This window comes from Lederbergia sp. NSJ-179 (genome assembly GCF_022867885.1).
GTDB lineage: Bacteria > Bacillota > Bacilli > Bacillales > Bacillaceae_C > Lederbergia.
In genome coordinates, this window is record NZ_JALIFP010000029.1 from 25,842 (window position 1) to 52,291 (window position 26,450).

Annotated in this window: 19 protein-coding genes and 1 pseudogene; 10 read left to right on the top strand and 10 right to left on the bottom strand. The window is 38.1% G+C overall.

The genetic code is table 11. The annotated features are described in order from the left end of the window. Positions 1–60 precede the first annotated feature (60 nt). The 5 genes from MUB24_RS17130 to MUB24_RS17150 all read left to right on the top strand — a co-directional run bounded on the left by MUB24_RS17130 (position 61) and on the right by MUB24_RS17150 (position 5,339). Positions 61–615, top strand: coding sequence for a GNAT family N-acetyltransferase (locus MUB24_RS17130; protein ID WP_244706234.1), 555 nt, complete (start codon positions 61–63; stop codon positions 613–615). A gap of 106 nt (positions 616–721) precedes the next feature. Continuing rightward, on the top strand, positions 722–1,951 hold the full coding sequence (locus MUB24_RS17135; RefSeq protein ID WP_244706236.1) for a S1C family serine protease: 1,230 nt from the start codon (positions 722–724) through the stop codon (positions 1,949–1,951). A 192-nt stretch (positions 1,952–2,143) separates the two neighbouring features. Further along, positions 2,144–2,866 carry a response regulator transcription factor gene (locus tag MUB24_RS17140; protein WP_244706237.1) on the top strand — a complete coding sequence of 241 codons (723 nt, stop codon included), beginning with the start codon at positions 2,144–2,146 and terminating at the stop codon, positions 2,864–2,866. Beyond that, a complete protein-coding gene (locus tag MUB24_RS17145; RefSeq protein WP_244706239.1) occupies positions 2,863–4,272 on the top strand; it encodes a sensor histidine kinase in 1,410 nt (469 codons plus the stop codon). The genes MUB24_RS17140 and MUB24_RS17145 overlap by 4 nt, the downstream gene beginning before the upstream one ends. A 164-nt stretch (positions 4,273–4,436) precedes the next feature. Beyond that, positions 4,437–5,339, top strand: a complete 903-nt coding sequence (locus MUB24_RS17150) for a peptidylprolyl isomerase (RefSeq protein ID WP_244706241.1) — start codon at positions 4,437–4,439, stop codon at positions 5,337–5,339. Between the two features lie 216 nt (positions 5,340–5,555). On the opposite strand, the gene MUB24_RS17155 is transcribed toward MUB24_RS17150, so the two are convergent. From MUB24_RS17155 to MUB24_RS17170, 4 genes are all read right to left on the bottom strand, one after another. Further along, on the bottom strand, positions 5,556–6,026 hold the full coding sequence (locus MUB24_RS17155; RefSeq protein WP_244706243.1) for a hypothetical protein: 471 nt from the start codon (positions 6,024–6,026) through the stop codon (positions 5,556–5,558). A 6-nt stretch (positions 6,027–6,032) separates the two neighbouring features. Then, entirely contained in the window at positions 6,033–7,040 is a 1,008-nt protein-coding gene (locus tag MUB24_RS17160; protein WP_244706245.1) for a DUF3231 family protein, read from the bottom strand. 475 nt (positions 7,041–7,515) lie between these two features. Beyond that, positions 7,516–8,463 (bottom strand): hypothetical protein, encoded by a 948-nt coding sequence (locus MUB24_RS17165; RefSeq protein ID WP_244706247.1) that lies wholly within the window; start codon positions 8,461–8,463, stop codon positions 7,516–7,518. 17 nt (positions 8,464–8,480) lie between these two features. Further along, positions 8,481–10,508, bottom strand: a complete 2,028-nt coding sequence (locus MUB24_RS17170) for a DEAD/DEAH box helicase (protein ID WP_244706249.1) — start codon at positions 10,506–10,508, stop codon at positions 8,481–8,483. Between the two features lie 668 nt (positions 10,509–11,176). Between MUB24_RS17170 and MUB24_RS17175 the strand changes: the two genes are divergently transcribed. From MUB24_RS17175 to MUB24_RS17185, 3 genes and pseudogenes are all read left to right on the top strand, one after another. Continuing rightward, positions 11,177–12,553 carry an MDR family MFS transporter gene (locus MUB24_RS17175; protein WP_244706252.1) on the top strand — a complete coding sequence of 459 codons (1,377 nt, stop codon included), beginning with the start codon at positions 11,177–11,179 and terminating at the stop codon, positions 12,551–12,553. 456 nt (positions 12,554–13,009) lie between these two features. Further along, on the top strand, positions 13,010–14,935 hold the full coding sequence (gene ltaS, locus MUB24_RS17180) for a lipoteichoic acid synthase (protein ID WP_280517046.1): 1,926 nt from the start codon (positions 13,010–13,012) through the stop codon (positions 14,933–14,935). 493 nt (positions 14,936–15,428) lie between these two features. Then, a pseudogene (locus MUB24_RS17185) lies at positions 15,429–15,968 on the top strand (CapA family protein); the annotation flags it as partial. A 248-nt stretch (positions 15,969–16,216) separates the two neighbouring features. Here MUB24_RS17185 and MUB24_RS17190 read toward each other — a convergent pair. Genes MUB24_RS17190 through pxpB form a run of 3 tightly spaced genes read right to left on the bottom strand, consistent with a single transcriptional unit; the run spans position 16,217 to position 18,638 of the window. Further along, positions 16,217–16,972 carry a LamB/YcsF family protein gene (locus MUB24_RS17190; RefSeq protein WP_244706254.1) on the bottom strand — a complete coding sequence of 252 codons (756 nt, stop codon included), beginning with the start codon at positions 16,970–16,972 and terminating at the stop codon, positions 16,217–16,219. 14 nt (positions 16,973–16,986) lie between these two features. After that, positions 16,987–17,946 (bottom strand): 5-oxoprolinase subunit C family protein, encoded by a 960-nt coding sequence (locus MUB24_RS17195; RefSeq protein ID WP_244706256.1) that lies wholly within the window; start codon positions 17,944–17,946, stop codon positions 16,987–16,989. Further along, positions 17,943–18,638, bottom strand: a complete 696-nt coding sequence (gene pxpB, locus MUB24_RS17200) for a 5-oxoprolinase subunit PxpB (protein WP_244706257.1) — start codon at positions 18,636–18,638, stop codon at positions 17,943–17,945. Before pxpB ends, MUB24_RS17195 begins: the two co-directional genes overlap by 4 nt. An 887-nt stretch (positions 18,639–19,525) precedes the next feature. Here pxpB and MUB24_RS17205 point away from each other — a divergent pair. After that, positions 19,526–20,230 carry a hypothetical protein gene (locus tag MUB24_RS17205; protein WP_244706259.1) on the top strand — a complete coding sequence of 235 codons (705 nt, stop codon included), beginning with the start codon at positions 19,526–19,528 and terminating at the stop codon, positions 20,228–20,230. 778 nt (positions 20,231–21,008) lie between these two features. On the opposite strand, the gene MUB24_RS17210 is transcribed toward MUB24_RS17205, so the two are convergent. The 3 genes from MUB24_RS17210 to MUB24_RS17220 form a co-directional block, all read right to left on the bottom strand. After that, positions 21,009–21,857: an undecaprenyl-diphosphate phosphatase gene (locus tag MUB24_RS17210; protein ID WP_280517048.1), complete on the bottom strand. Its 849-nt coding sequence runs from the start codon at positions 21,855–21,857 to the stop codon at positions 21,009–21,011. A gap of 1,470 nt (positions 21,858–23,327) precedes the next feature. Continuing rightward, positions 23,328–24,503: a hypothetical protein gene (locus tag MUB24_RS17215; RefSeq protein WP_244706261.1), complete on the bottom strand. Its 1,176-nt coding sequence runs from the start codon at positions 24,501–24,503 to the stop codon at positions 23,328–23,330. 4 nt (positions 24,504–24,507) lie between these two features. After that, complete coding sequence (locus MUB24_RS17220) at positions 24,508–25,155, bottom strand: ATP-binding cassette domain-containing protein (protein ID WP_244706263.1); 648 nt, start codon at positions 25,153–25,155, stop codon at positions 24,508–24,510. Positions 25,156–25,328: 173 nt separating this feature from the next. Between MUB24_RS17220 and MUB24_RS17225 the strand changes: the two genes are divergently transcribed. After that, entirely contained in the window at positions 25,329–25,700 is a 372-nt protein-coding gene (locus MUB24_RS17225) for a hypothetical protein (RefSeq protein ID WP_244706265.1), read from the top strand. Positions 25,701–26,450: the final 750 nt, after the last annotated feature.

Sequence of the window (26,450 nt, forward strand, 5' to 3'; positions counted from 1 at the left end):
TGCGCTTTTCTTACTTCCTTTGCAAGGCGGCGTCCGAAAAATGAGGATTGAGGTGATCGTATGCTCGTTCATCCTGTTGATGAGGAGATCTATTTACGTGTGATGGGGGAACAGGATGCCGAGGCGCTGTTCTACCTGATTGATCAATCGAGAGATGATTTTCGAAAATGGTTACCATGGATAGATGACACAAAAAGGATAGCCGATACAAAAGCATTCATTGAAACGAGTCAAAAAGGATTTGCGGAATTTACTTCTTTGAATATGGTTATTCTATATAAGGGAGCAATTGTTGGAATATCCGGGTTCAATGAAATGGACTGGACGAATAAAATCGCTTCAATCGGCTATTGGTTGGGCGGCGACTTTCAAGGGAAAGGGATTATGAAAAGAGTTGTACACTCATTGATCGATTATGCCTTTTATACACTTCATTATAATCGGATTGAAATTCGCGTGGCGGTTGGAAATAAGAGAAGTCAAGCGATTCCCGAAAAATTAGGGTTTAAAAAAGAGGGAACCATTCGTGAAGCGGAATGGTTATATGATCATTATGTCGATCATCTGATCTATGGTTTACTTGCGAAGGATTGGCAGAAACATATCCATATGTAGAGGTTTTTTACTTACTAAATTTCTCCAATTGTTAAATCTTTGTTCATAGTTTATTCATATCTTGTGAGTATGATAAAGATACATTATTCGCAGGGAGGAAATAAAAATGACGGATAGAGATGATTATGAAGTATCCAATATTACGGAACATCCTAAAAAACGTTGGAAAAAAGGAAAAACGGTCGTAAAAAGAGTTGTATCAACGGTGAGTGCAGGTGTGATTGGGTCTGTCTTAACTTTGGCTGTTGTCATCAACACACCGCTTTTAAAAGAAACGGAAAATAAGGAGGCGGCCGTGCCTGCAGCTGCGGCAGAATCAGAGCATCATTCCTCTCAGGATGTTCAGCAACTTTCGGCGAACACGACATCCCTTGCTGATATGGTCGAAAAGGCATCCAAAACGGTTGTGGGTATTGTGAGTACGAGCAAAACAGAGGAAAACCCATTTTCCTCTATGAATGCAAACCCAAGTGAAAAGTCAGGTTCAGGCGTTCTCTTTAAAAAGGAAGGGAAGAACGCATTTATTGTCACCAATAATCACGTGATTGAAGGTGCCGATCAAATCGAGGTCAACCTAGAAAATGGTGATAAGCTAGAGGCTGAGCTAATTGGAGCTGATGCCTTGACCGATTTAGCTGTATTAAAAATAGATGGAAAAAAAGTTGACTCTGTCATGAAATTTGGCGATTCTGATCAACTTCGTGCAGGAGAGCAGGTCGTGGCCATTGGTAATCCACTTGGGTTGGAATTCTCGCGGACCGTTACACAAGGGATTGTTAGTGCGGTTAACCGTTCGATTGAAGTTGAAACCTCTGCAGGTAAATGGGAGCTAAATGTCATTCAGACGGATGCAGCGATTAACAATGGGAATAGTGGAGGAGCCTTAGTCAATACAAATGGTGAACTGATCGGAATTAACAGTTTAAAAATTTCCGGGAACGGTGTTGAAGGTCTAGGATTTGCGATTCCCATTAATGATGCCAAACCACTTATTGAGGAAATGATTCAGCATGGAAAAATTGAACGTCCTTATATGGGCATAAGCATGGTCGACTTTGACCAGGTAGCTCCCCAATATTTACAGAAATTGCCTAAAAGCATTGAAGGCGGCGTTATCATCACTTCTGTAGATCCTGATTCCGCAGCCGGAAAAGCAGGCTTACAAATGGAAGATATTTTAGTCGCCATTAATGATCATAAAATTAAAGATGCAAGTGATTTAAGAAGGCTTTTATACACAGAACTAAAGGTTGGCGATAAAGCTTCCCTTCAAGTGTATCGTGATGGGAAAGAGAAAACGTTTTTCATCACGTTAACGGCCAATCCAGAAGGTTAATCTTTTTGCAAACACCTCTTGCTCTTGTAAGAGGTGTTTTGTAGTCCAGTCCGGTGCCTAGCCCCGAGAGTCCTTCGGCGTAGCGATTGACGTCGCGTCTTTAGCCGTTCTTCCCTATTTCAAGGCGCTTGTGCTTTTGTAGTTGCGCAAGGCTCTATTTTTCTTTACATTTATGGAGAGGGGGTCTCCAATTTGAAAATATTAGTGATTGAAGATAACGAAAATGTGGCGTCCATGATTGAAATGTTCTTTTTGAAGGAAGGGATTCAAGGAGAATTTATCCAAGATGGCCAAACCGGTTATGAACGAGCCCAACAGGAACAATGGGATTGCTTGATTATTGACTGGATGCTGCCGGGCATGGATGGCCTTAGGATATGTAGAAAGATTCGGCAAGAGAATAAGACTGTGCCGATTATCATGCTGACTGCAAAAGATACGGAATCAGACCAGGTGCTTGGGTTAGAAATGGGAGCCGATGATTATGTGACCAAACCTTTCAGTCCATTAGCTTTAATGGCAAGAATTAAAGCTGTAACACGTCGCTATCAAACGCAATCTATTGTGGTGAACGAGACTGATACGTTGGAAACACCCCATTTTAAAGTGAATAAAAAGACACGTGAGGTTTCACTTGATGGAGAGCCTATTACAAATTTAACCCCAAAAGAATTTGATTTACTATATCATTTCTTGCAACATCCAAAGCAGGTCTTTTCTCGAGAACAACTATTGGATAAAGTATGGGGCTATGACTTTTATGGAGATGATCGAACGGTTGATGTTCATATAAAACGTCTACGCAACAAATTAGGACCTTCGGATCAACCATTTTTTAAAACCGTTTGGGGCGTTGGTTATAAATTTGAGGAGCCAGATGAGGGAAATACAAAATCAGAAGGAAATCGTAAATGAAATTAAAAATCAAGTACTTTTATCAACAGCTGGGAAGCCATGTGAGTGTCATTATCATTGCTATCTTAATTCTAAGTTTGTTGTTTTCGCATTTTATTGAAAACCTCATCTATCAGGATAAAATGGACGAACTCACAGCCTACGGTAAAAATATTCTTGCTGACCTTGAACAAAGCTATGAATCCAAGCCAGTCTTACAAGAATACGGACATGTTTTAGCTGGGCGTGATATTCAATATAGCTTATTTGATACTAGTTCAACCATTATTTATTCGACTGGGAGAGGAGCTAGGATCAAGCTGGAGGAAGAGGAGTGGCAGAAAATCCAAAATGGCTATACCGTGGTGGTGAAACAAGATTATAAACGATTTAATGAAGCGATGACCTTTGTATTACTTCCTTATTTTCACCAAGGTCAATTTGTGGGTGGCATTTTATTAGCTTCACCTATTAAGGGTTCAAGAGAAATTATATCGCAAATTCATCGATATTTATTTTATACCGTTTTAATCGCTGCAGCAGTGGCTTTAGTTTTAAGTTGGATTTTATCGGCCGTTCATGTAAAAAGGATTAAACGTTTGCAAGAAGCCACTTCATTGATTGCCAATGGTGATTATTCTGTGCGTATTCCTTCTGCTGATTTCGATGAAATCGGGGAATTATCCAAGGATTTTAACCAAATGGTGGAAAAATTAGAATTAGCTAAGGAAGAGATTGAAAGCTTAGAAAACCGCCGCAGGCAATTTATGGCAGATGTTTCTCATGAATTAAGAACCCCCTTAACAACCATTCGTGGTGTCATAGAAGGAATTCGCAATCATATGATTCCTGAATCTGAAAAGGAGAGAGGCATGTTGATGGCTAGCCAAGAGACAATGCGATTGATCAGGTTAGTCAATGAAAATCTTGATTACGAAAAAATACGTTCCAACCAAATTAAACTGAATAAGGAGAAAATCCTGCTTTCCGAAGTGATGGAAATTATTAAGGACCAGCTTGAAATTCAGGCACAGGAAAAACAGAATAAGATTGTTCTCGATGTTGAAAAAGATACGATGGTTTATGCCGATTATGATCGCCTGACACAAGTTCTGATCAATATTACGAAAAACAGTATTCAGTTTACAGAAAATGGAATCATTACTTTGCGTGGTAGGATGGAGCAGCAAACGACCGTAATTGAAATAGAAGACAATGGAATGGGGATGGATCCTCAAGAAATAGAAAAGATCTGGCATCGCTTTTATAAAGCAATGGTGTCGCGGACAAATAATCCATATGGAGAATTCGGCCTAGGTTTATCGATTGTGAAGCAGCTTGTCCAATTACATCAAGGTCAAATTGATGTAAAAAGTGAAAAAGGGAAAGGAACCATTTTTATAATAAAATTTCCATTTGAAAAATAAGTATCGAAGTTTTTAGCGTTTTCATATAAAATATTGTTAATAGTTTATTCATATTTATCGTATATCCTAAGGATCGAAGGCTAAATTCGCGACAACAATCGCCACGCCTTTGTGACCTGCATCCTGCAGGCCTAAGAGAAAATAGTATTTAGGGGAGGAAAAAAATGAGTCAAAATCAACAGAGTATTACATCTAGCAAAAAGTTTACGATTTCAGTGATTGTCCTAATTTTAATTGGAGCCGCCGCTATTTTTACAGCAGCTTTTGTGAAAAGGGAGATAGTGGCGAATGTCGGGGATGTCAAAATTACGAAAGACGAGTTGCAGGATGAACTTGTGGAAAACTATGGTGATCAGACGCTTGATGCGATGATTAATGATAAAATTGTCGACATGGAAATAAAAAAGGCGAAAGTATCGGTTTCTGATAAGGATATTAAGAAGGAAATGGATCAATATATCGAACAAAGCGGGGGTGAGGAAGCTTTTAATTCAGCCTTACAACAACAAGGGTTGAAGAAGAAAGATGTAGAGAAAAATATTGTGAAAATGTTATCTATCAAAAAAATCCTCGAACCACGGATTGAAATAAAGGATGAAGAGATCAAGGACTATTTTGAACAAAATAAAGCTTCTTTTGACCAAGAAGAACAAGTAGAAGCGAGTCACATCTTAGTGGATGATGAAAAAACAGCAAAAGAAGTGAAAAAGAAATTGGATGAAGGAGAAGATTTTGCTACATTAGCCAAGGAATATTCAAAAGATAAAGCCAATGCTGAATCTGGCGGAGAATTAGGCTTCTTTGGTAAAGGGAAAATGGAAAAGGAATTTGAAGACAAGGCCTTTTCCACAAAGGTCGGCGACATCAGTGATCCAGTGAAAACGAAGCACGGTTATCATATTATCAAAGTAACCGATAAGAAAGAAGCCAAAAAAGCAAAATTAGAAGATCATAAAGACGAAATTAAGGACACGCTATTTGATCAAAAATTACAAACCGAATACCAAACATGGCTGAACGAGAAAAAAGAAGACTATAAGATCAAGAAATCGTTAGGTCAGAAATAAGATAGGTTTAACAGGAAGCTTCTATTGCGGAAGCTTCCTTTTTGATGGAAGAAAAGAGTCTTAAAGTGAACTGGGATCTCAATTAGACAATGTAGAACCTCAAAAAGGTTGAGGAATTTAAATAAGAAAAGGGGATCGGCGTCTATCCGTTATCGTGAAATAACCCTTAGGAGGTGAAGGTAACCTCCCAAGGTCACAGATCAGCCACAAGCTTTTTTAATGAGGCCTATTTTTATGCTTTGCTCTCTTTGTTAAAATGTTTTTAAGTAATAGTCCTACTAGCACTCCTGGGATCACGCTAATGATCGGTAACCAAATGGGTCCGAGTAGTATTCCAAAAATGGTCACTTTGGTAGAAAAAATTGTGCCTACAGTAACAAAATACGCAGAAAAGACAAATGGCATAAAAGAATAGGGTTCCTTTCCCCCGCCTCCATCTTTAAAAGCGTCCCACATGGCAAAGAAATATAAACAAGGATAAAAGAGGAGCCATTGAAAATTTGCCTGTTCGATGGCTTTTGCAATGTCACCATGAAAACTGGCAATAATCATTTCATTAAATCGGGCGTTTACATTAATGACAAATTCTAATAAGATCAACACAAGGCCTTTTACGTATTTTCCATTTAATAATTGTCCAAATCCGGGAAGGGCAATGCTCCAAAATAACTTTTCTTTTGCGTCCACATCATTCTAACCCTTTGTCAATTCTCTGCGATCAGGTGCAGAGGGAGGTTTCTCGAACCAACCATTATCAATCATAATATTTGCCCCATCCAGTGAATATTCTCCGGCTTCCATTATTAGTCGCCCATAAGCGGCAGTAAGATCTTTTCTTTGGCTTCCTCCCATACTTTCTCCGTAAAAGCCAATTCCTGCATTCTGTAAAGCACTTGTGTGATACATAATCAGTTTATCTGAAAAAATAGGATCTGTTGTTGTCATAACAGTGAAATTACCTGAAGTAGGTGCCGGTATATTACTTTCACTTAAAAATTTGGCAAATACGGCACTATGATGCTTGGAAATTTCGGCTCCCCTTGTCATATGTTTCTGTACCTTTTGCGATTGTGCCACTTGGGCAAAGCCAGTTAATAAGGCACTCCCAAGCGAATTCCGGTATAGATTCATAAAAAGTAAGGATATTTCAATACTTGTCAGTGGCCTTTGCTCTCCCATCCAACCCGCTAAAAAATGCTGCTTCTGTACAAATTCATTTTGTTGTGGATAGGGAATCATTGGGGGACGTACATAGGCCCCTTTTTGTATGGAAAGTTCGGTCGTTCGGTTATACAATTCGGCTGATGATTGAAGGCAATGAGTAAACTGCTCCCGTAAACTTTTTCGACTTGCTTTAGGAAGAGCTATACTGTAAGACCTTAATCCCATTATCCCAAGGTTTTGCACATAATTAAGAATGAGTTCATCACTGTACAGCCTTGGGGCCGTGATATTCACATCTTGTTCGGTGAACGCTTCAGGGATTGGAAGCTCCTCCTTTTTAAAAATATCCCTATCGATTTCGACATGCATCTTTGATAATTCTAATCCATATTCAACACAAGCTTTGATCTCCGGATCCTCTACATGCTCGGCAAAATAGGACAGCATACAAATGGCTAGAGCGTCATCTGTGTAAGAACCAAACAGAACAGCCAATTCACTCGCTGTTAATTTAGTATGATCAAAATAAGTTGTCATGCTTTTTCCTCCTCTTTAGACAGAAGTAAGTATAGTATCTCCTAAAATGGAAAATGTATAATTTAAAAACAATGATGTATTTAAAAGTCTAAAAAATATTGATAATCAACATAATAGAGGTAGAAAGAGCCCTGAAGTGTAAGAAAAGCGCAAGCGCCCGTTTAGCGACGTACAAACTTTTTAGGGGCCTGACGAGATAAAGGAAACACGATGAACCCGAAGGGTGAATCGATGTTGACTTACGCAAGCAGGCACCGAAAGTTTGCTAGTCGCTGGGCGCTGGAGCTAGATCCAACATTAGCCAAAATTTATACTTTCCTCTCGTGTAAAAAAGCCGCTTAGAAAAAATAACGGCTAATAAAACGTGTGCAATGACTAATAACAAGGTATTAATGGCTAATAAAGCTTATGCAACGGCTAATAAAAAAATAAAGGCCAATAGAATACCTCCATTGGCTAATAAAGAAATACGCCATCACTCAAAAAACTGTTTCGTAATCGGATTAAAATAAAGAATTCTCTCCGAAATAGTAGCTCTAAATTCAAGCGATATATGAAATTCAAGTAAAGGAATAAAATATAAAATCCCATTGTCGATATTTATTTCAATCTGTCCGTTATATTTATTGCGAATTTCCTGTAATTGCTTATCTCTTTCCAGTTTTATAGCTTCCGATTTAGAACGGTACTCCTTTTGCTTTTCTTCACTTAATCCTTTCCGATTTGCTCGCTTGTCATTTTCTTCAACAAGTTCTTTATAATAATTTGTGATCCGATCCACATCTTTTGCCATTAATTCCGAGTTTGATCCATCCTTTTTTTGTCGTTCCGTTATTTCCTTTACATAGGTTGTTGCAATGGTGAAGGCATGATTCACATCAAACGTAGCGGGAAGCGGATAGGTATAAATCGGATTCTGCTGATAGATAATCCTGTTTTGTTCCTGTTTCATTGTTGGGCTAACTTGATTCGTTAAAAGATTGACCCATACTTGTTCAGAAGCTTCCGTTTTTTCATCAGCAATATAAGAAACATTATATTGAAATACAGCCCATGCGCCCATTGCCGGTTTTTCATCTATAATCGTAATTCTTCCGGATTCTTCTTTCAGAAACTCGCTTATTTTTTTCAAAGGCTTCCCGAGTTCTAATCGATCTATTTCCACAAATCTGATCGTACTAATCGCATTTTGCTGGATAATTTCTAATAATTGTTCCAAAATATAGCTCCCGAAAGTAACGAACTCAGCATCAGGGTTTTCCTCTGCGACTTCAAAGTCGAAAGCGATCATAAGTTCTGTTTTATTTTGAAAATAAGGTGCATATCTTTCCGGAATTAATACTTGGCATAACGCATATTCCACCGGTATGACGACCCCGCCTAATTCCTCCACGACTTCTCCCACAAATTGTTGCAACTGCATCTATCCACTACCCCCTATTAAAATAAGGTATCATCCAGTTCTTTTTGCTTGGCTAGTTTTTGTTTATTATTCAAAAGGACTTCCCCAATTTGTTCCAATTCTGCTTCTACTTCTTCATTCGTTTTTGCCTCTACCCAAGCTTTCATCACCAATTCGGAGAAATCTTCTTTCTCTTCCAAATCGCCAAGAATAGCATCAACTTCACCCACAACAAGCTCGAACATATTTATTTTACGATCAAGCAAATCGAGGATGTAATATTCAATCGTATCCTTTGCGGCAAGATTATAAACAACCACATCATTTTCTTGGCCAATTCGATGGATCCGGCCAATCCGTTGTTCTATCGCCATTGGATTCCAAGGAAGATCGAAATTCACCATGCCATGGCAAAATTGGAGATTGCGTCCTTCCCCTCCAACCTCCGTACTAACCAATACATCTGCCTTCTCTTTAAAAAAGGTCACTTGTTCTTCCTTTTCCTTTCTACGCATTCCGCCGTGAAATTCAGCCACTTGAAAACCCTGCTCTTTCAGCATTTTGCTAATATATTGCTGGGTTGATGCGAATTTAGTAAAAACAATCATCTTGTCTTTAAATTCATTTAAAATGGAGACAAGCTCATCTATCTTTGTACGGGAACCGGTCTCTTCTTCTATAATCGTTTGAGCCTCTTTTAAAAACTTTTGCATCGCTTTTTGCTCAAATTCTGTTAACTTTTCATTTACAGCCAGTCGTTCAAGGGAAGGGATCACTGAAAAAACAGAACTTCCAATCTGTTCTTGCAGACGTTTTAGCTGAAATCGATTTAATACAGGGTGTTTGATGTTATATCTTTCTCTTACAAATGTACTAAGATTATTGTACAAGGCCTTTTCTTTATCTGAAATTTCAATGGTTCTTGTATAGGCTGTTCTTTTTGTGAAAATCACATCTACATTACTACGTTTATTGCGAATCATGACATCATTTAGGAGATTCTTCAGTTTATCCACATTTTTTGCCTCAATGCCATCCTTGCTGTCAACGAAGTTTTTCCTGAAATAGCTATATGTTCTAAGCTGTCCGGGTTTTAATAGGGTAATGAGGTTGTACAATTCTTCTAAATGATTTTGGACAGGTGTTGCCGTTAAAAGAAAAATATACTTTTTGTTGATTCCATTGACAAATTGCCATTTTTGCGTTGACCGATTCTTTAAGTGATGGGCTTCATCGACAATAATCAAATCGTATTGTTCGTTGAAGATCGCCTCTCGATTATTTTTGCGTTTCGCTGTATCGATTGAGGCAATCACTTTTGGAAAATGAGCCCAAGCGCTATCCTCCAGTTTTTTAAAATCGGGGTGGTCTGCCCGGACGAAATCTTGGTTGAATTTCCTTTTCATCTCGTTCTCCCATTGTCCTACAAGTGAGGGAGGCACAAGAATAAGTATTTTTCTAGCTAGTCCGCGCATAATATATTCAAGCATAGCCATACCAGCTTCAACCGTTTTTCCAAGTCCGACTTCATCACTTAACATCACGCGGCCTTTAAATCGATTGAGCACGGATTGAACTGTTTTTATTTGATAATCAAATGTTTCCAATTCACGTACATATGGTAAACAAAGCAATTCGTTTCCATTAGGATGAACCCGAAATTGTTGTGCTGTTTGGTATAACTGAAACCAATTTTCTGGATTGGACGTGAAGCTAGTTAAAGCTTTCATGACTGTATGAGCCCGTTCTTTGTGATGCAGCATACTTTCTACACTTTCAAGTGACGAATGGTGCTGATTCGAAACGATGATTCTCTGATCTTCTGTTTTTTCTATGAATAAAAACCCTTCAGCATAAGGAGCAAAAAAACCCTTTATTCCTTTACCTTGAAGCAATCTTTCATCCCAATCAATTGTAAACTTTCTTTGCAATCCTCTGCCATTCTCCATCATAAATGCTTCATCAGCAATCTGAATCTCACGAAAAAATTGAATGAGCGTCTCATCCATTTCCATCGACTGAAGATCAAATAACTCCTTATTTACCCTAAATAGATACTTAGACAATTTTATTCACCGCCGTTTCATTAACCCAAGTTTTCTATCATTCTACCATATTTCGGCATGTCATCCCCCGGATTTTGCCGAAAAATAGCTTGGAAATTAAGAAAGGCGCAAGCGCCCGTTTAGCGACGTACAAACTTAAATATATAGCGCAACGCCGTTCTGACCAACATCCTGTTGGCCTGAGATAAAGGAAACACGATGAACCCGAAGGGTGAATCGATGTTGACTTACGCAAGCAGGCACCGAAAGTTTGCTAGTCGCTGGGCGCTGGAGCTAGATCCAAACAATAGCCAATTTTTATACTTTACCTTTTGAAAAAGGGAAAGCTGATCGATTCAGCTTTCCCTGGTAGGTAATTTTTCTTGTGCGTTCGTTTGAGCTCCAGCTTGGTTTTGAAATTGTTGTAGTTGTTGTTGATTTTGTTGTGCCAAAATTATAACCTCCTAAGTATCCGTGCTTGTCGCTATAAAGCTCAACGTCTATTAAGGCTTCCCATTTTTTCGTATTTATACAAAAAATTCCCTTTGTAACGATTTTTGCTTATTTTTCCTTTTCAATTTCAGGTATAATGAAAAAAGCGGAAAAATTTGATTAACCTGGCTGGCCTCAAAGAGTTAATAATTTCATAAAGTCAGTATGGATGATCATAGATTGGTAGGGGAAATATCGTGAAAAAAGAAACAAAACAGAAATATGTTGTGGCTGCTTTACTAATTGCGACTTTTCTAACAGCGATTGAGGGGACGATTGTGAGTACGGCGATGCCGAAAATCGTCGATGATTTGGGTGGCAGTCATTTGTATACATGGGTCATATCGGTCTATTTATTGGCAACCGTGATTAGTACACCGATTTTTGGGAAATTGGCTGATTTATATGGTAGAAAGCTAATGTTTACCATTGGGGTAATCATTTTTTTGGTAGGATCGATGCTTTCAGGGTTATCCGAATCCATGCAGCAACTTGTTGTGTACCGAATCATCCAAGGTATTGGTGCTGGAGCTTTAACTACGATTCCTCTTACGATTATTGGGGATGTGTTTTCGTTTGAAATGCGCGCGAAAATTCAAGGGCTCATTAGTAGTGTATGGGGAATATCTGGCATTATCGGACCTCTCGTCGGTGGGTTTATCGTTGACTCTATCTCCTGGCATTGGATTTTCTTTATGAATCTTCCGTTTGGCATTATTTCCCTGATTTTGATTGGGACTTCCCTTCATGAACAAATTGAAAAGAAAAAGAGGACGATTGATTATGCAGGAATCTTTACTTTTGCAGCCAGTATGACGTCATTTTTATATGCTTTGAATTTATGGAAAGAAGAGAGGCAAATGACGGGTAGTATCGTAACCCTGTTTATAGTTGCCTTTATTGGAATCATCTTATTCATTTGGATTGAGTCCAAAGGGAAGGAGCCTATGCTTCCGCTAGCTTTATTCAACATTCGGCTGATTGTTGTTTCAAATGCAGTCTCCTTTTTAATTGGCTTTATTTTAATCGCCATGACCTTTTATATTCCTTTATGGGTGGTACAAGGTGTGACAGGCTTAAACGCGACTTTGTCGGGGATTGCCATGCTGCCATTATCCCTGACATGGCCAATTGGAGCCATGCTCACTGGAAAGTGGATGAATAAAATAGCTGTAGGGCGGATTGCTCTTCTTGGGATTATGGTTTTAATAGTAGGCTGTACTGGCATGAGTTTTTTTCAAGCAGATACCACTTTACCATGGATGATGGTCATTACCGCCATTTCAGGGATGGGTTTTGGCTTGTCCACCACATTGTTTACAGTTGTCGTTCAATCAGCTGTTGGCTGGAATATGAGAGGAGCAGCAATGGGCTCGATGAACCTATTTCGAAATTTAGGGCAAACCATTGGCATTGCCGTATCTGGACTCTGGCTAACTGATCAATTAAAAGGAGCTGAGCTGGCTGCAAATTTACATACGGTATTTATTTTGCTTATCGTATTAGCCGTCATTGCCTTTGTGATTACAACCATGCTCCTAGGTAAAAGAGGGCGGGAACTTTCAACCGAATAGGCCCATATAAAAAGCTTGAAGGCTCGATTATATGTTTTGTATAAGAAAAAAAGATAGCTGTCATTGCGCCACAGCTATCTATTTTTTTCTAATAAAGAAATTTTCACTTGTCCCCGATGAACGATATAAAGGTGGGCGGGCTGATTTCCAGCCCCATAAATAATAAAAAATGACAACGAAAAGCTAATGGCCGCAATGTACCTGTGTTGGGGGATAAACAGTGAGGACCTTGATCCAAATCCAGAATGGAACGTTTCTGTCAATTTATGCAGAAAAATATTTTATACATAACTGTGAGGTGGGACAGCATCGACTTTTACAGAAATTACTTGTAGAAAAATAGAAAGGAGCACTGGACATTTTTATAAAAAGAGTTATAATGTCTTAGTACTTTTTTAAAAGAAAAAGAGTGTCTAGTTTTTTATATTGGTAGCAAGTTAGAGAGGAGCGTTTAAGTTGAATAAGCTTAAAAAATTCTCGTTCAACATTGATAGTAAAAGTGTGCAATTTTTTCTCATTGCGATTGTGTTATTTTGGCTAAAAACGTATGTGGCTTATAGAATTGAATTTAATTTGGGGATTGATAATTCTGTACAAAAGTTTTTACTGTTTATTAATCCACTTAGCTCAGCCTTTCTTTTCTTAGGGGCTGCCTTGGTATTTAAAAAACATTGGGGAGCTGTGTTGATCGGCATCCAATTTGTATTATCCTTTTTGCTTTATGCCAATGTGGTCTATTATCGCTTTTTTGATGACTTCATCACTTGGCCAACGATTTTACAGTTGAAGGTCAATGGGGGACAAACAGATAGTGCGTTATCTTTGATGACGCCATACGATATTTTTTATTTCACAGATACGATTCTTTTAGTTTTACTGCTAGCTTTAAAGGTGTACCAGTTAAAATCTGTTTCGACGAGGAAAATCGCTTTGATTCCAATGGTGGTAGCAGTAGGGATTTTCTTATTTAATTTATCTTTAGCTGAAGCGGATCGTCCTGAGCTACTCACAAGATCGTTTGACCGAAATTATCTTGTAAAATATTTAGGAACGTACAATTTTACAATCTATGATGCTGTTCAAACGGCAAGATCTTCGATGCAACGTACCTTTGCCAGCAGTGATGATGTGACGGAAATCGAAAATAACCTAAAGGCCAATTTTGCGAAGCCCAACGCAGATTATTTTGGACAGGCAAAAGGGATGAATGTCATGTATATATCCCTGGAATCTTTACAGACCTTTTTGATTGATTACAAATTAGATGGTCAAGAAGTGACGCCGTTCTTAAATTCTCTGGCCCATGACGGAAAAACCTTTTATTTTGATAACTTTTTTCATCAAACTGGACAAGGGAAAACATCTGATGCGGAGTTTATGATGGATAATTCATTATTCCCACTGTCACAAGGATCTGTTTTTATCAATAAAGCACAGAACACGTATCATGCAGCCCCTGCGATTTTGAAATCAAGAGGCTATACATCAGCCGCATTCCATGGAAACTATAAAACTTTCTGGAACCGGAATGAGATCTATAAAGCATTCGGATATGATCAATTTTTTGATGCGACGTATTATAATATGACACCGGAAAATGTGAAAAATTATGGGTTGAAGGATAAGCCGTTTTTAGAGGAGTCCATGCCACTCTTAGAATCCTTGCCACAACCTTTTTATTCAAAAATGATTTTACTATCCAATCATTTTCCTTTTGCAATGGATGAAGGAGATACAGACTTTCCAGCAGGGGATTTTGGGGATAAAGTCGTCAATCAATATTTCCAATCAGCGAATTATATGGACCAAGCTTTGGAAGAATTCTTTCATAATCTAAAAGAAGCTGGTTTGTATGATAATACAATTATTGTGATGTATGGGGACCATTATGGTATTTCTGAAAATCATAATAGCGCAATGGAGCGAGTGACAGGAGAAGAAATAACACCATTTAAAAATGCCCAATTACAAAGAGTGCCTCTTTTCATTCATGTTCCTGGTGTAAAGGGTGGAGTTGTGCATAAATATAGTGGAGAAGTGGATGTTCAACCAACCATTCTTCATTTATTGGGAGTGGATACTCGAAATTATCTACATGTAGGGAATGATATTTTATCACCTGAATATAAAGAGGTTGTCCCATTCCGTAATGGAGATTTTGTGACACCGGAAGTAACCCAAGTAAATGGGGTTTGTTATGACAATGAGACTGGTGAGGAAATAGAAGACCAGCAATGTTCTTCAGATGATCAGGTGGTAAAAGAAAAACTAGAAATTTCGGATCGAATTGTAACGAAAGATTTGCTTCGTTTCTACCAACCAGAAGGCTATGTGCCGATTGATCCAAACGATTATCAGTATACAAATGGAACAAAGGAATAAGAAATAGCGGAAGCACCTGAAGCTGTGGCGAGCCACTAAAAAGCTCCTTCTCATTTGAAAGAATGGGAAGGAGCTTTTTGGTGTCAAGAATTTAATGGAGATATGCCTCTAATTGTTGATATTAAAGGGATTGAAACTGTTTTTCTTGTAAGGTAGGAAAGTATAAATTTGGCTAGTGTGAGATCCAGCTCCAGCGCCTAGCCCCTCGAGGTCAAATAACCTGAGCCAATAAAAGTCAAACCCGGACTTTTCTTGTCTCAGAACATTTGCTTGTCGGGGCTGACCAAGGCGCTTGCGCTTTTCTTACAGGATAGGAAAGTATAAATTTTGGCTAATGTTGGATCTAGCTCCAGCGCCCAGCGACTAGCAAACTTTCGGTGCTGCTTGCGTAAGTCAACATCGATTCACCCTTCGGGTTCATCGTGTTTCCTTTATCTCGTCAGGCCCCTAAAAAGTTTGTACGTCGCTAAACGGGCGCTTGCGCTTTTCTTACTATGATTATCGCTATAAAAAGTCGGATGATATCTATTTGGAGAATATTATTAGGGATGTCAAGAAATATAAACGAGAAGAAAATCTTGTGATTGTCAATATGCATTGGGGTATCGAATATATGGAAGGACCGGCTGCTTATCAAACGAAATTCGGACATGCAACATTGGATGCCGGAGCGGATATCATTATCGGTTGTCACCCACATCGTTTACAAAGTGTAGAAAAGTATAATGGCAAATATATTATCTACAGCATGGGCGATTATGCTTTTGGCGCCGACCCAACATTCCTTTCACGACAAACAGCGATGTTTCGGCTTCATTTTGCTAAAGAAAATGGCACTGTTGTCATGAAAGGAATGCGGATCGTCCCAGCATTCGAAAATTCAAATGGCAGTGAAACAGAAAATAACTATCAACCAATGCCGTTGTTTGGAAAAGATGCCAAGGATGTTGTTGATGAATTGATCAGGATTAGCAACATGATCCCGAATGGTGTTTCCGAGTATGACTATTTTGATCCTTTTCGTGAGGACTAAAGAAAAGATCTTTATTGCTTGTATAACAGATTAGTATTAGCAGAAGGGGAGAATTAATCAGTTAAAATGGTTAGCTACTCCTCTATATAAAGGAATTGTCCTTCCGAAAAAGAGTAAGATGAAGCAAAAAACCGGCAAGCTTTCAGCTTTTGCCCGGTTTTTTGCTGAAGGCAATTATTGTAATGATAAACGTGAATAAGGCGATATTTTTTTACTCCATTTGTTCGACGCTCCTCTAAAGAATCATTCTAGTAAGTCTTTATATAAATCTCTTCGGTTGCGAACCTTTGATTTAATTGGCGAGCAAAGTCTAAAGCAGAGGAGCTGTCTCCGTGCAGGCAAATGGTATCGGCTTGGACGGAAATGTCGATACCATCAACAGAGCGGACCTTTTCTTCTTTCACCATACGAACAGCTTGAGAGACAGCTTGTTTAGCATCTTGGATTAAGGCATTTGGTTGGCTTCTGGGTGTTAATGTTCCATCGCTTTGATAAGTGCGGTCGGCAAAAACCTCGCTTGCTGTTGACAATCCGAGTTTTTCTCCTGCTTTGATCAATTCGCTGCCAGCTAAGCCATATAAAATAAGTTGTGGATGAAAATGATAAGCAGCCTCGGCAATCGCCTCGGCAAGTGCAAAGTCTGTTGCCGCCATATTATAAAGGGCTCCATGGGGCTTTACATGGTGTAGCTTTGCTCCATGGGCAACCACAAATCCATGGAGAGCGCCAATTTGATAGAGAACCATTTCAAAGGCTTCTCTTGGAGAAACAGCCATCCTTCTTCTGCCAAATCCTTGCAGATCAGGTAAACTTGGATGGGCACCAATCGCTACATGATGTTCCAAGGCTAGTTCAACCGTCTGATTCATTGTTGAAAAATCTCCTGCATGAAAGCCACATGCGATATTGGCAGATGAGATATAGGGCATGATGTCGGTATCCAATCCTGAGTGATAAGTGCCAAATCCCTCGCCGATATCGCAATTCAGGTCAATTTGCTTCATATCAAAACATCTCCTTAATCTTTCCATTTCAACTGACAAGCGGTTCTTATTTTTTTCAATAACTGTTGTTGTTCTTGTGTACGTTGCTGGGCCTCCTGCAATGAAATTTCTTGGAAGCGAACTCGATCACCAGGTCGCATTTGACTTAAGCGGGGGAGATCACAGGTCATAACCTCCCCGATTTTCGGGTATCCACCTGTTGGTTGTCGATCCGCCATTAAAATAATTGGTTGTCCTTTCGGTGGGACCTGAATGGAGCCAAAGGCAGTGCCTTCCGTGATCAGTTCCTGTGAATCTTTCCAATTTAGCACAGGCCCAGATAATCGATACCCCATTCGATCAGAATGAGGTTCAATGGTAAAAGATTCAGACTCAAAAAGTAGCAGGGACTCCTTTGTAAACCAATCATATTGCCGGCCTTTTATAAAATGAATGGGTATGATATTTTCTCTTATATAATTCCTTGCATGACTAGGTAAACCCCAGAGCGCATGATGAAAATCCGAGCTCTCTTTTACAGGAAGAATATCTCCTTTTTTTAAGGCTCTCCCGCAAATTCCTCCCATTCCAGTCCTCATATCTGTGCTATAGCTATTAAGGACTTTTTCGATAAAAAAACCACCTTTTACGGCAAGATAAGTCCTTGTCCCATCCTTAGCATAGCTGAATGTGAGAATATCGCCTTTTTGAACAAAAATCGGCTTTCCTATCTCCATTCTCCGGCCATTCCACTCTGCCCCCATATCAGCGCCGAAAATAGCAAGGATAAGATTCTTCTGAATTTTCAATGTAGGGCCGCGGAAAGCCATTTCTATGACTGCTTCATTTTCATCATTGTCAAGAACGAAGTTGGCAAGTCTTGCTGCCCAATGATCCATGGCACCGCAAACAGAAATGCCATAACTTTGCCATCCATGTCTCCCAAGGTCTTGTATCGTTGTTTGCATTCCCGCTTTGATCACTTGAATCGTCATGGTCTCCCCTCCAAATCGTGAAATTCCTTCTTACTGATAGCGATAAATCGAATGTAATCACCAGGTAGTAGAAAAGTGGGAGGCTGTTGATCCTGATTAAAAAGCTTGTAAGGTGTCCTGCCAATAATTTGCCAGCCACCTGGGGAAGCTAAGGGATAGATTCCAGTTTGTCCCCCTGCAATGCCAACGGAGCCAGCAGGAATTTTTGTGCGTGGAGAAGACCGTCTACGTACCGCTATTCTTGAATCCATGCCACCAAGAAAGGGAAACCCCGGTGTAAACCCTAAGAAATAGACAGGATACTCTCTATTTGTATGAATATGAACCACTTCTTGGACGGAAAGTCCCCTAAAATCAGCTACATATTTGAGATCCATCGCATACGGCTCCTCATAGCAAACAGGAATTTCTTTTACCTGTTTCTTTTCCAATCTAAGGGAAAAAGTGGGGTGAAGTTGTTGGATGTACCTTTTCAATGTTTCATATGGATTGGAAGATGCGATAGACCTTAGATTATAAAAAATAGTAAGTGTCGTGTAGGCTGGGACAATGTCCATTACGCCGGGAAGAGCTGCCGCTTCAATCGCTTTTTTCCAACTAAGAATCTTCCGGTTCGTATCCAGATTAATGGAATCTCCAAATTCCATGACTAAAGCTTCCTCACCCAATGGAGAAAATTTTATAGAGTCCATGCTTTCACCCTTTCAACGCGGTCTATATCTACTATACCAAGAGTAGCAATGCTTTTATAGGGAGATGGAGCCAAAAATAGATGTCAATACTTTTAATTTATGACACTTTACCAAATGTGGGAGGGAAATTCATAAAAAAAATGGCTCTTCGCTATTTAATGTTGTAAACAGCTTACTAGCGCGTATTTATTCCGATGATTTTTATTATTGTGCATTGCACCGAGAAACGAGTGGGTTAAGGGGAAAGGGCGAGTTACGATACTCACTCCCCATTCACCCTGTAACATAGATAAACCTAAAAGAGGTGACAGCGGGCCGATTGGCTGTGCCCGAAATCGAAGAAAAAGAAGCAAGAGGTAACAGCGGACTGGTTGGCTGTGCCCGAAACCGGAGAAAAACGTGAACAAAGTAACAGCGAACAGAATAGCTGGCTCTTCGCTATTTAGTCCTTGATAAACAGTTAACTAGCCATCATTTATTTCTATGATTTTCCTGTTCGTCTCCATGTTGTTACATTGCTGCTGACTAGAGCAAAATCAAAGCGGACAAGGGATAAGTTCGATTACTCGCTCTAAAATTCAACTCCTGTAACATAAATAACCGCCCAGAATTTAATGCCTTTATGAAAATTGATCCTAAACAATAAATAATGAGGAAGCAAAAATATTATTGCAGTCCACGTATCCTTCTTTCAACTTACTGAAAATATAATCTTTTTAACTTTTTTCAAAAAGAGAGAAACTTTTTTATTTGTATGACGTCTATAGTTATATAGTCGAAAAAAGGAGGGAAGGAAGATTAGTTAGATTTTTGTTTTTTCACTTATTTTAGCTAATTATCAATGGATAAAGTGAAAACTTTTAAATTATTAGGAGGGAATAGTAAAAATGAGATCACTAAAAATACCATTTATATTGTCGCTAATCCTATCTATGTTTGCGTTTTCCGGTGTATCCGCTTTCGCAGAATCAGAGAATTTGAATTCCATTGATATGGGAAACAATGGTTTTTCTGAAGACTGCAATATTCACGATTTTATATCGGAAGCTGACGAAAAACAAGCACAAATTAATGAAGATGGATCTAAAACTATTAAGATTACAGATTCGAAAACTTTGGAAGAGATAGAATCTACCAGAGGGAAAAAATACCCAGATAAGAAATTAAGAGAAATCGAAATTAAACTCTTTCCGGAAGCTGAGATACAAGACCACGGTGATCTAGTTACTCCACAAGCCCTTGCATCAGTTAAGCAAACAGGTCTTAGAGATGCTTGTGGTGCTAATCTTCTTAGAAAATCAACTGGAACAGGTACATTTTCAATGTCTATATCGGAATCGGTCACAACGCAAGTTAGTGGTGGACTTGGTGTTAATATAAAAGTTATAAATGCAAGTTTAGGAACAAGCATAAGTAGCACAGTTACCGTTACAGATAGTACATCTTATACTGCTCCAAAAGGTGAGATTGGTGTAATAGAAGCATATCCTAGTTTAAAAATTTTAGATTATGATGCGTACTATGCAGGGGTAAAAACTGGAAGTGGTAATGTCACGTATGCCGTAGGAGTATGTTGGAATAAATATTACTAAGTTTAATAAAAAAGAAACTATCATGTATGTTATTGTGATAGTTTCTTTTTTTCACTTTTATAAAGGAAAATTATAGTGATTATGATTAGGGCTATAGAAAAAACAATGGATATTCGTAAAAGTTTTATGATGTATTCAAAAATAGAAAGGGTATTAAATATCTTAGTATCTTGTGGAGTATTAACAATTTCTGTTTGCGAAGTGAAAAGAATTCCAATAAACAATCCTAAAACAAAACCATAGATGCCTGATTTTATTAATCTATTTTCGATTTTCTTTAAAAAATTCATAAATTCCTTCCTTTCCCTTTCTTAATGTAAAAAACACTTTTTTTTGTCTAAAATCTTTTTAACACAACTAAAAAGTCACATAAGTTTTCTACTATTATAGAACAAAAAGATGAGAATACACAATAGTTTACTGCCATTTCCTTTTTACCTGGAGTATTCGCATATTCGCAATTCCTTTTAGACGACCAATTTAGGTATCTTTTCACGGCTTCTTTTGAGGTATCATCAACATCCAGAAGAATATCTTCTTTAGAGAAACACATAAATATAATTACTTGCAAGAGTTAAGTTAATCACTTAATTTCCGGTCCAGTCTTTTCAACATCCGAATATCACATAAGTTTTGACACATTTAGATTTAGGGCACAGAAGAGAGGCTGGGACATTACCAAATGCTCACCAGCCTTCCACTTAGGACTTTATAAATTACATGTGACGCATGTAATATTGTCAACATACTGAATGTCAATCCACACTATAGGTTGAATTTAACCAACAGAATAATACACAATCGCTAATACAATGGCTAAAATAATCCGGTAAATCGCAAACGGACGCAATTTCACTCGGTTAATGAGGGCGAGGAAAAAACGAATGGAGACCCAGGCAAAGACAAAAGCACTGATAAATCCGACGATAAAAAAGGGCAAGACATCCAGTGTCAACACATCCCACTTTTTCAAAAGGGAAACCGCACTGGCACCAAACATGATCGGAACAGCCATGATGAAAGTGAAATCTGCTGCTGCACGATGGTTTAACCCCATTAAGACACCACCCGAAATCGTAGCGCCTGATCGGGAAAATCCTGGCCATAGGGCAATACACTGAAATAGACCAATAAAGAAAGCTTGCCGATATGTAATTTCATCTAGGGAAGCTCCATGAAAATCTCGATTTTTCTTTGCCTTCCAATCGGCTGCCATCATAAGAATAGCCCCTGCTATTAAGGCCAATAGGACGGGTCCGATCCGAAACAAATGGTGGTCAATGAAATCTTCAAAAGCAAACCCAATAACAGCGGCGGGAATAAGACCGACAATGACGTGAGAAAGCTTTAAGCGCGAATGATTTGGAACGGGGCTTGTCCGTCCAATATTGACTCCCACCAAACTCCATAAACGCGACCAAAAAACAATGACAACGGCCATAATAGACCCTAATTGAATGACAACTTTAAATGTATTGGCCACTTCCTGTGAACCTAATAATCTAGCCGATTTAAAAAGCATATCATCTACAATGATCATATGACCCGTAGATGAGACAGGGGCGAATTCTGTCATCCCTTCCACGAATCCTAGAATAAGTGCGACAATCCAATCACGAATATCCATGGGCAACTCCCCTCATTATAATTTTAGATATAAACAAATATAGTTTTTATCTCTACCTGAATTCCCAATCTTTCATGGGCGTCCTTTATTCAGTTTACACGACCTTAAGGAAAAAAAGAACATATTTATCAATGAGGTAATTGCGATGTCTCACACCTCAAGTGAGACAAGGGGTTAAGGAGAGACCAGAATTTATTTTCCCCCAAAATGTGACGGTATAATGCACTTTTAAGAGAAGGGAATGGAAAAAATTCGAAAATCCACCCCAAAATGCAAAAAAACAGATGAAACCTTGCCCTATAAGGTTTAAAATAGTTAGTAACCACAAAAACCATTAAACCTTTTTAACTCCCGAAGACCTTGTTGGTGGCTAACATCTATCCCATATACAAGCACAAGACGGATGGGACGCTTTCCCGCTGTGATCTTCACATTGAGGTGGCTTACGTAAATGTTTTCTTTTTGACTTTCCCGTTTTCCTTAAAGTTTGAGCGTCGTTTTGATCTTTCCCTTCCGTGAATCACGCAGCACTGTGGATTTAAACCATTTCCTTTTCCAAAAGATCTTGCGATTCTCGGTTTATCGGACGATATACTGCTGCTTTTTTTGATGCATAAAGTCAAATAGAGCATTCATGTCGTACCCTCGGTCAAAGACAAATGTTGCGTTCCTTTTGGGCTGTTTCTGGTTGGCACTCAACCCGACGATTTCTGTGACGTGGTATCCTTTTTCTATCTTGTGGTCTTTGCTGGAGCCATCCCTGACTTTCCCCAGTACTTCGAATGCCCGCCCATGTGGTTTAATGACATCCGAATCATCCACCATAATGAGGGATCTTTTCCCAATGCCTTCACCGATTTTTGTGTGTAGCGAGAAAGGATAGTTGAAGACAGTGAACGCCCTAAATTCCGGCTTAATCGTTCAATGGTATTTTTAACCTGGACGGACTTATTTAAAGCGCCGGCAATGTCTTTGAGGATGATACTACCGGACTTTAATATACCCTAGATGGGGCTGGATCACGAATTCGGATTCCACCTGACTCGCTTTTGATACGATACTTTTCGCGAATTGAACGGATTTACGTTTTACTCGGTACACATCTGTGAAGGATGGAACATAAGGCCTCCTTAAAGTTGTTTAGTAACGTTTTAGCTGGTACTAAAATTATACCAAACAACTAGGGGCCTTTTTGTTGTTTCCACCCCGAGTTTCGCCCCATTTCCGTGTTTTTATTGAAAAATCACCTCTTGAAATGAAGCCTACTCAGTCACCTCTTGATTTTTTGCTGAAACTCAAAAACCCTTTTTAAGCCGCTTTTAACGTTATCCCTTTTCCCAATTGCTTTATATGAGTTCGATCTATATTCTAAGCCGCATCTAAAATTTTGCACTGACTAGAGGACTACACGGTCGATCTGCTTGGATATAATGTCAACAACTGATCCTCCTATATTAAGAAGATGTAAATCTATTTCCTCGCTAACATTTGCTTTTTCTCCCTTTGACGGACCAATAAAAGTATTGCAGCTATTAATATAACAGCAAACACACTAAGAAAGAAAACACCATTCTCAAAGGTGATACTTGGGTTATCCGACTGATATGCCATTAAGTTTGTGACCACATCCGCACCTGATAAATAGGTAAAAGGATTAAGATGAATCATCGAATTCAACACATCTAATGATTTGAGCACCATTGAGGAACCTATAATAAAGACAACTGTTATAAGTAGCGTAATCAATTTGTTCTTTGCAAAATAACTAATAATCGAAACAAGTAAAACAATGTTAAGTATACTTAGAGCATGTAAAGTCAATGTTTTGGCAATGATAATCCATACAGGAACAGTTGCTACTGTATCAAGTGAATAAAGTAGAATCGGGTATCGGAAACTTCCTGTTCCAGTGATAATACTAGCTAATACAAAACTTATAAACAACGTAATTATATATACGCATACAGCAAACAATGTACAATACAAGATTTTTCTCAATGTGGTTCTTATATAACCACTTGGAAGAAGTAAATCAATATTAAATCCTTGTTTATACGTATTCACAAAAATCTCTGATAAAAAAACGGATAAGATAAGCGCGAAAAAAACCGGAAAGATAGAATCCATGATTCGATACACATAATTAAAACCAAATCTTTCATATCCTTCTGTATCAGGTTCATGATCAAGGGCTGCTAATTGCTCATATAACACTTTTTCTTGTTTTAGGGCAAATACATGGTCTTCTGGAAACAAATCTCCTCCTGCCTTTTCGTTTACATGTAAATGTCTATTAATAATTTCAATAGAATAACTTAAAGCTTTTGACCATTCCTTTTGATCAGCTAACTCCAGAATTTTTTCGTTCCATTCCTTTTGTTCCAATGCATCTTGTAATCCCCCTTTAAAACTCTCAATGTCGTCTTCAGAATATTTCACGTCATCATTTAATATATTCTCATAATATTCTTCTAACTCAATTGTTGTGTTATGATGATCTTTTACTTGACCTAAATAACTATAAAAATCTCCTGTATTGAGGTTTAAAATATATAACCCAACAATTCCTAAAAATAAAAGCAATAATAAAAGTACATTATTTCGATTTTTAAATGTTTTATTTAATAGAAGTTTATAATAATACAATGTTTTAATCCTCCATCTCCTTGTTGATCAGCTTCAAAGATCTATCCTCCATCTCATAGATATAATCACAAACAGAGTATACGCTATCATTTTGATGAGAAGAGAATAAAACACATGCGCCATTATTTTTAGCCCTTATTATGAATTTTTCAAATAGTTTTAAGCTTTTTGTATCTAAACCTATTGTTGGTTCATCTAAGAGTAAGTACGCTGCACCGCTGATACCATACATGGAAAGAAGTACCTTCTGTTTCATTCCCAGAGAGTATTTTCTAATTGGTAGTTTTATATAGTTATCCATTTCCCAAAAAGCAATAAGCTCGTTTATAGTCATATAAGGATTATTCTTCCAAGTAAATTCAATAAATTTTAAATAATCCCATCCTGATATATTTAAATCTAACCATTCGGAAGTCTCATAATAGAATAACTGTCTTTTACTTTCTACTAAATCAAGCGTCTTATCTTCCTCTTGAATAGAAATAGATCCCGTAGATTCACTTCGAAGACCACTTATTGTTCTTAAAAGAGTTGTTTTTCCACTACCGTTTCTAGCAGACAAACCGTAAACGACACCCTTTTCTAGGTCCATATTTGCCCCATATAGCAATCTTTCCCTCGTAATTAGGTCTAAATTTTGTATTTTTAGCATTGCCCACTACTCATTCCTTTAGAATTCTTTATTTACAAAAAAATGTCATTTCTGTTACATTTCCCCTCAATTAATAGTATAATCTAACTAATTAGGTAGATAGGTAAATGAATATATACTTTACTTTTATCTACTATTTGTGTCAAAAAACATAGTAAAGGAGGGGTAGATCAATGGAAAAATTCAAAAGATTTTTTCACGTTTTTGTGGTATGTAGCCTGTTAATAACTGGTGGCATTGCTGTCGGTGCCGAAACAGCTTCTGCTAAAGAAGTTATTAAAACTTCTGACCAGAAAAAGAATAAAATTACAGGTAAATATGGAAACGCTTTTAACTACGTTTATTTCAATGTTCCAAGTAGTGCGTATCTGTGTACTAGAACTGAAGTAAAAATTGATACTGGCATTATAAATGACACCTATAGATCATACTGGATTTACTATAGTTCTTCTACAGGAAAATATTACCTTAATACATCACTCCAAGTGCCGCTGTCAAAAATGGCAGTAGCACTTGACTATAATCTAAAAATTATAGTTATCTAGAAGGTGATCGTAATGATTAAGGAAACTAATTTTCCCTTTTCCTCAAAAAATCCCCAAGTTAAACTAATCCCCATCCCATTGACGGATATAATTTTATAAAAGATATAGACAGAAGAGGAATCTACGTTGGCTTATGCAAGCGGGTGCCAGTTTAGCTAAAACTTTCTTACACTTTTTTATATTCGTTTTACTTATACGACCACCTTCTCGAAGCAGGAGGCTTTTGACATAAGTGTCGACGACTCAAGTCTTATCTAAGGCTGAAGTCCAGCTCAAAGTATGAAGGCTAATGCATACTCAATATTTAGACTAAACTCATTCATCAATCTTGATGATTTCATTAATCGGAATTTTCCTTCAACAAACTTTTCACAAAAAATCCTTTATAATGGTTTGGTGGTAGTAAACTATCCAAATCCAATATAAAGAACATGTCAATGAATAAGTTTACACAAAAAACATCATTTGAACAATGGCTTTCACCCATTTCTAACGATTTATTTAAGGAACAAGTGAAGACCTTAAACTACTATACAAAGAAACTTTAATATGGACTCGTTCTGAAAATTACAGATCTTTCCGAACGGGAAAGCCCACTTCTTCAGAGGTGGGATGAAAGTGAGGATGAATTAGCAAGGCTTTAGAATGTAAATAAATTCAACAGTTGGGTTGTGGAGGAATACACGTTCCGGTATAATGGAACTATAAAGTAAACAGAAAGGAGGTTAGCCAATATGATCGTCACGCACT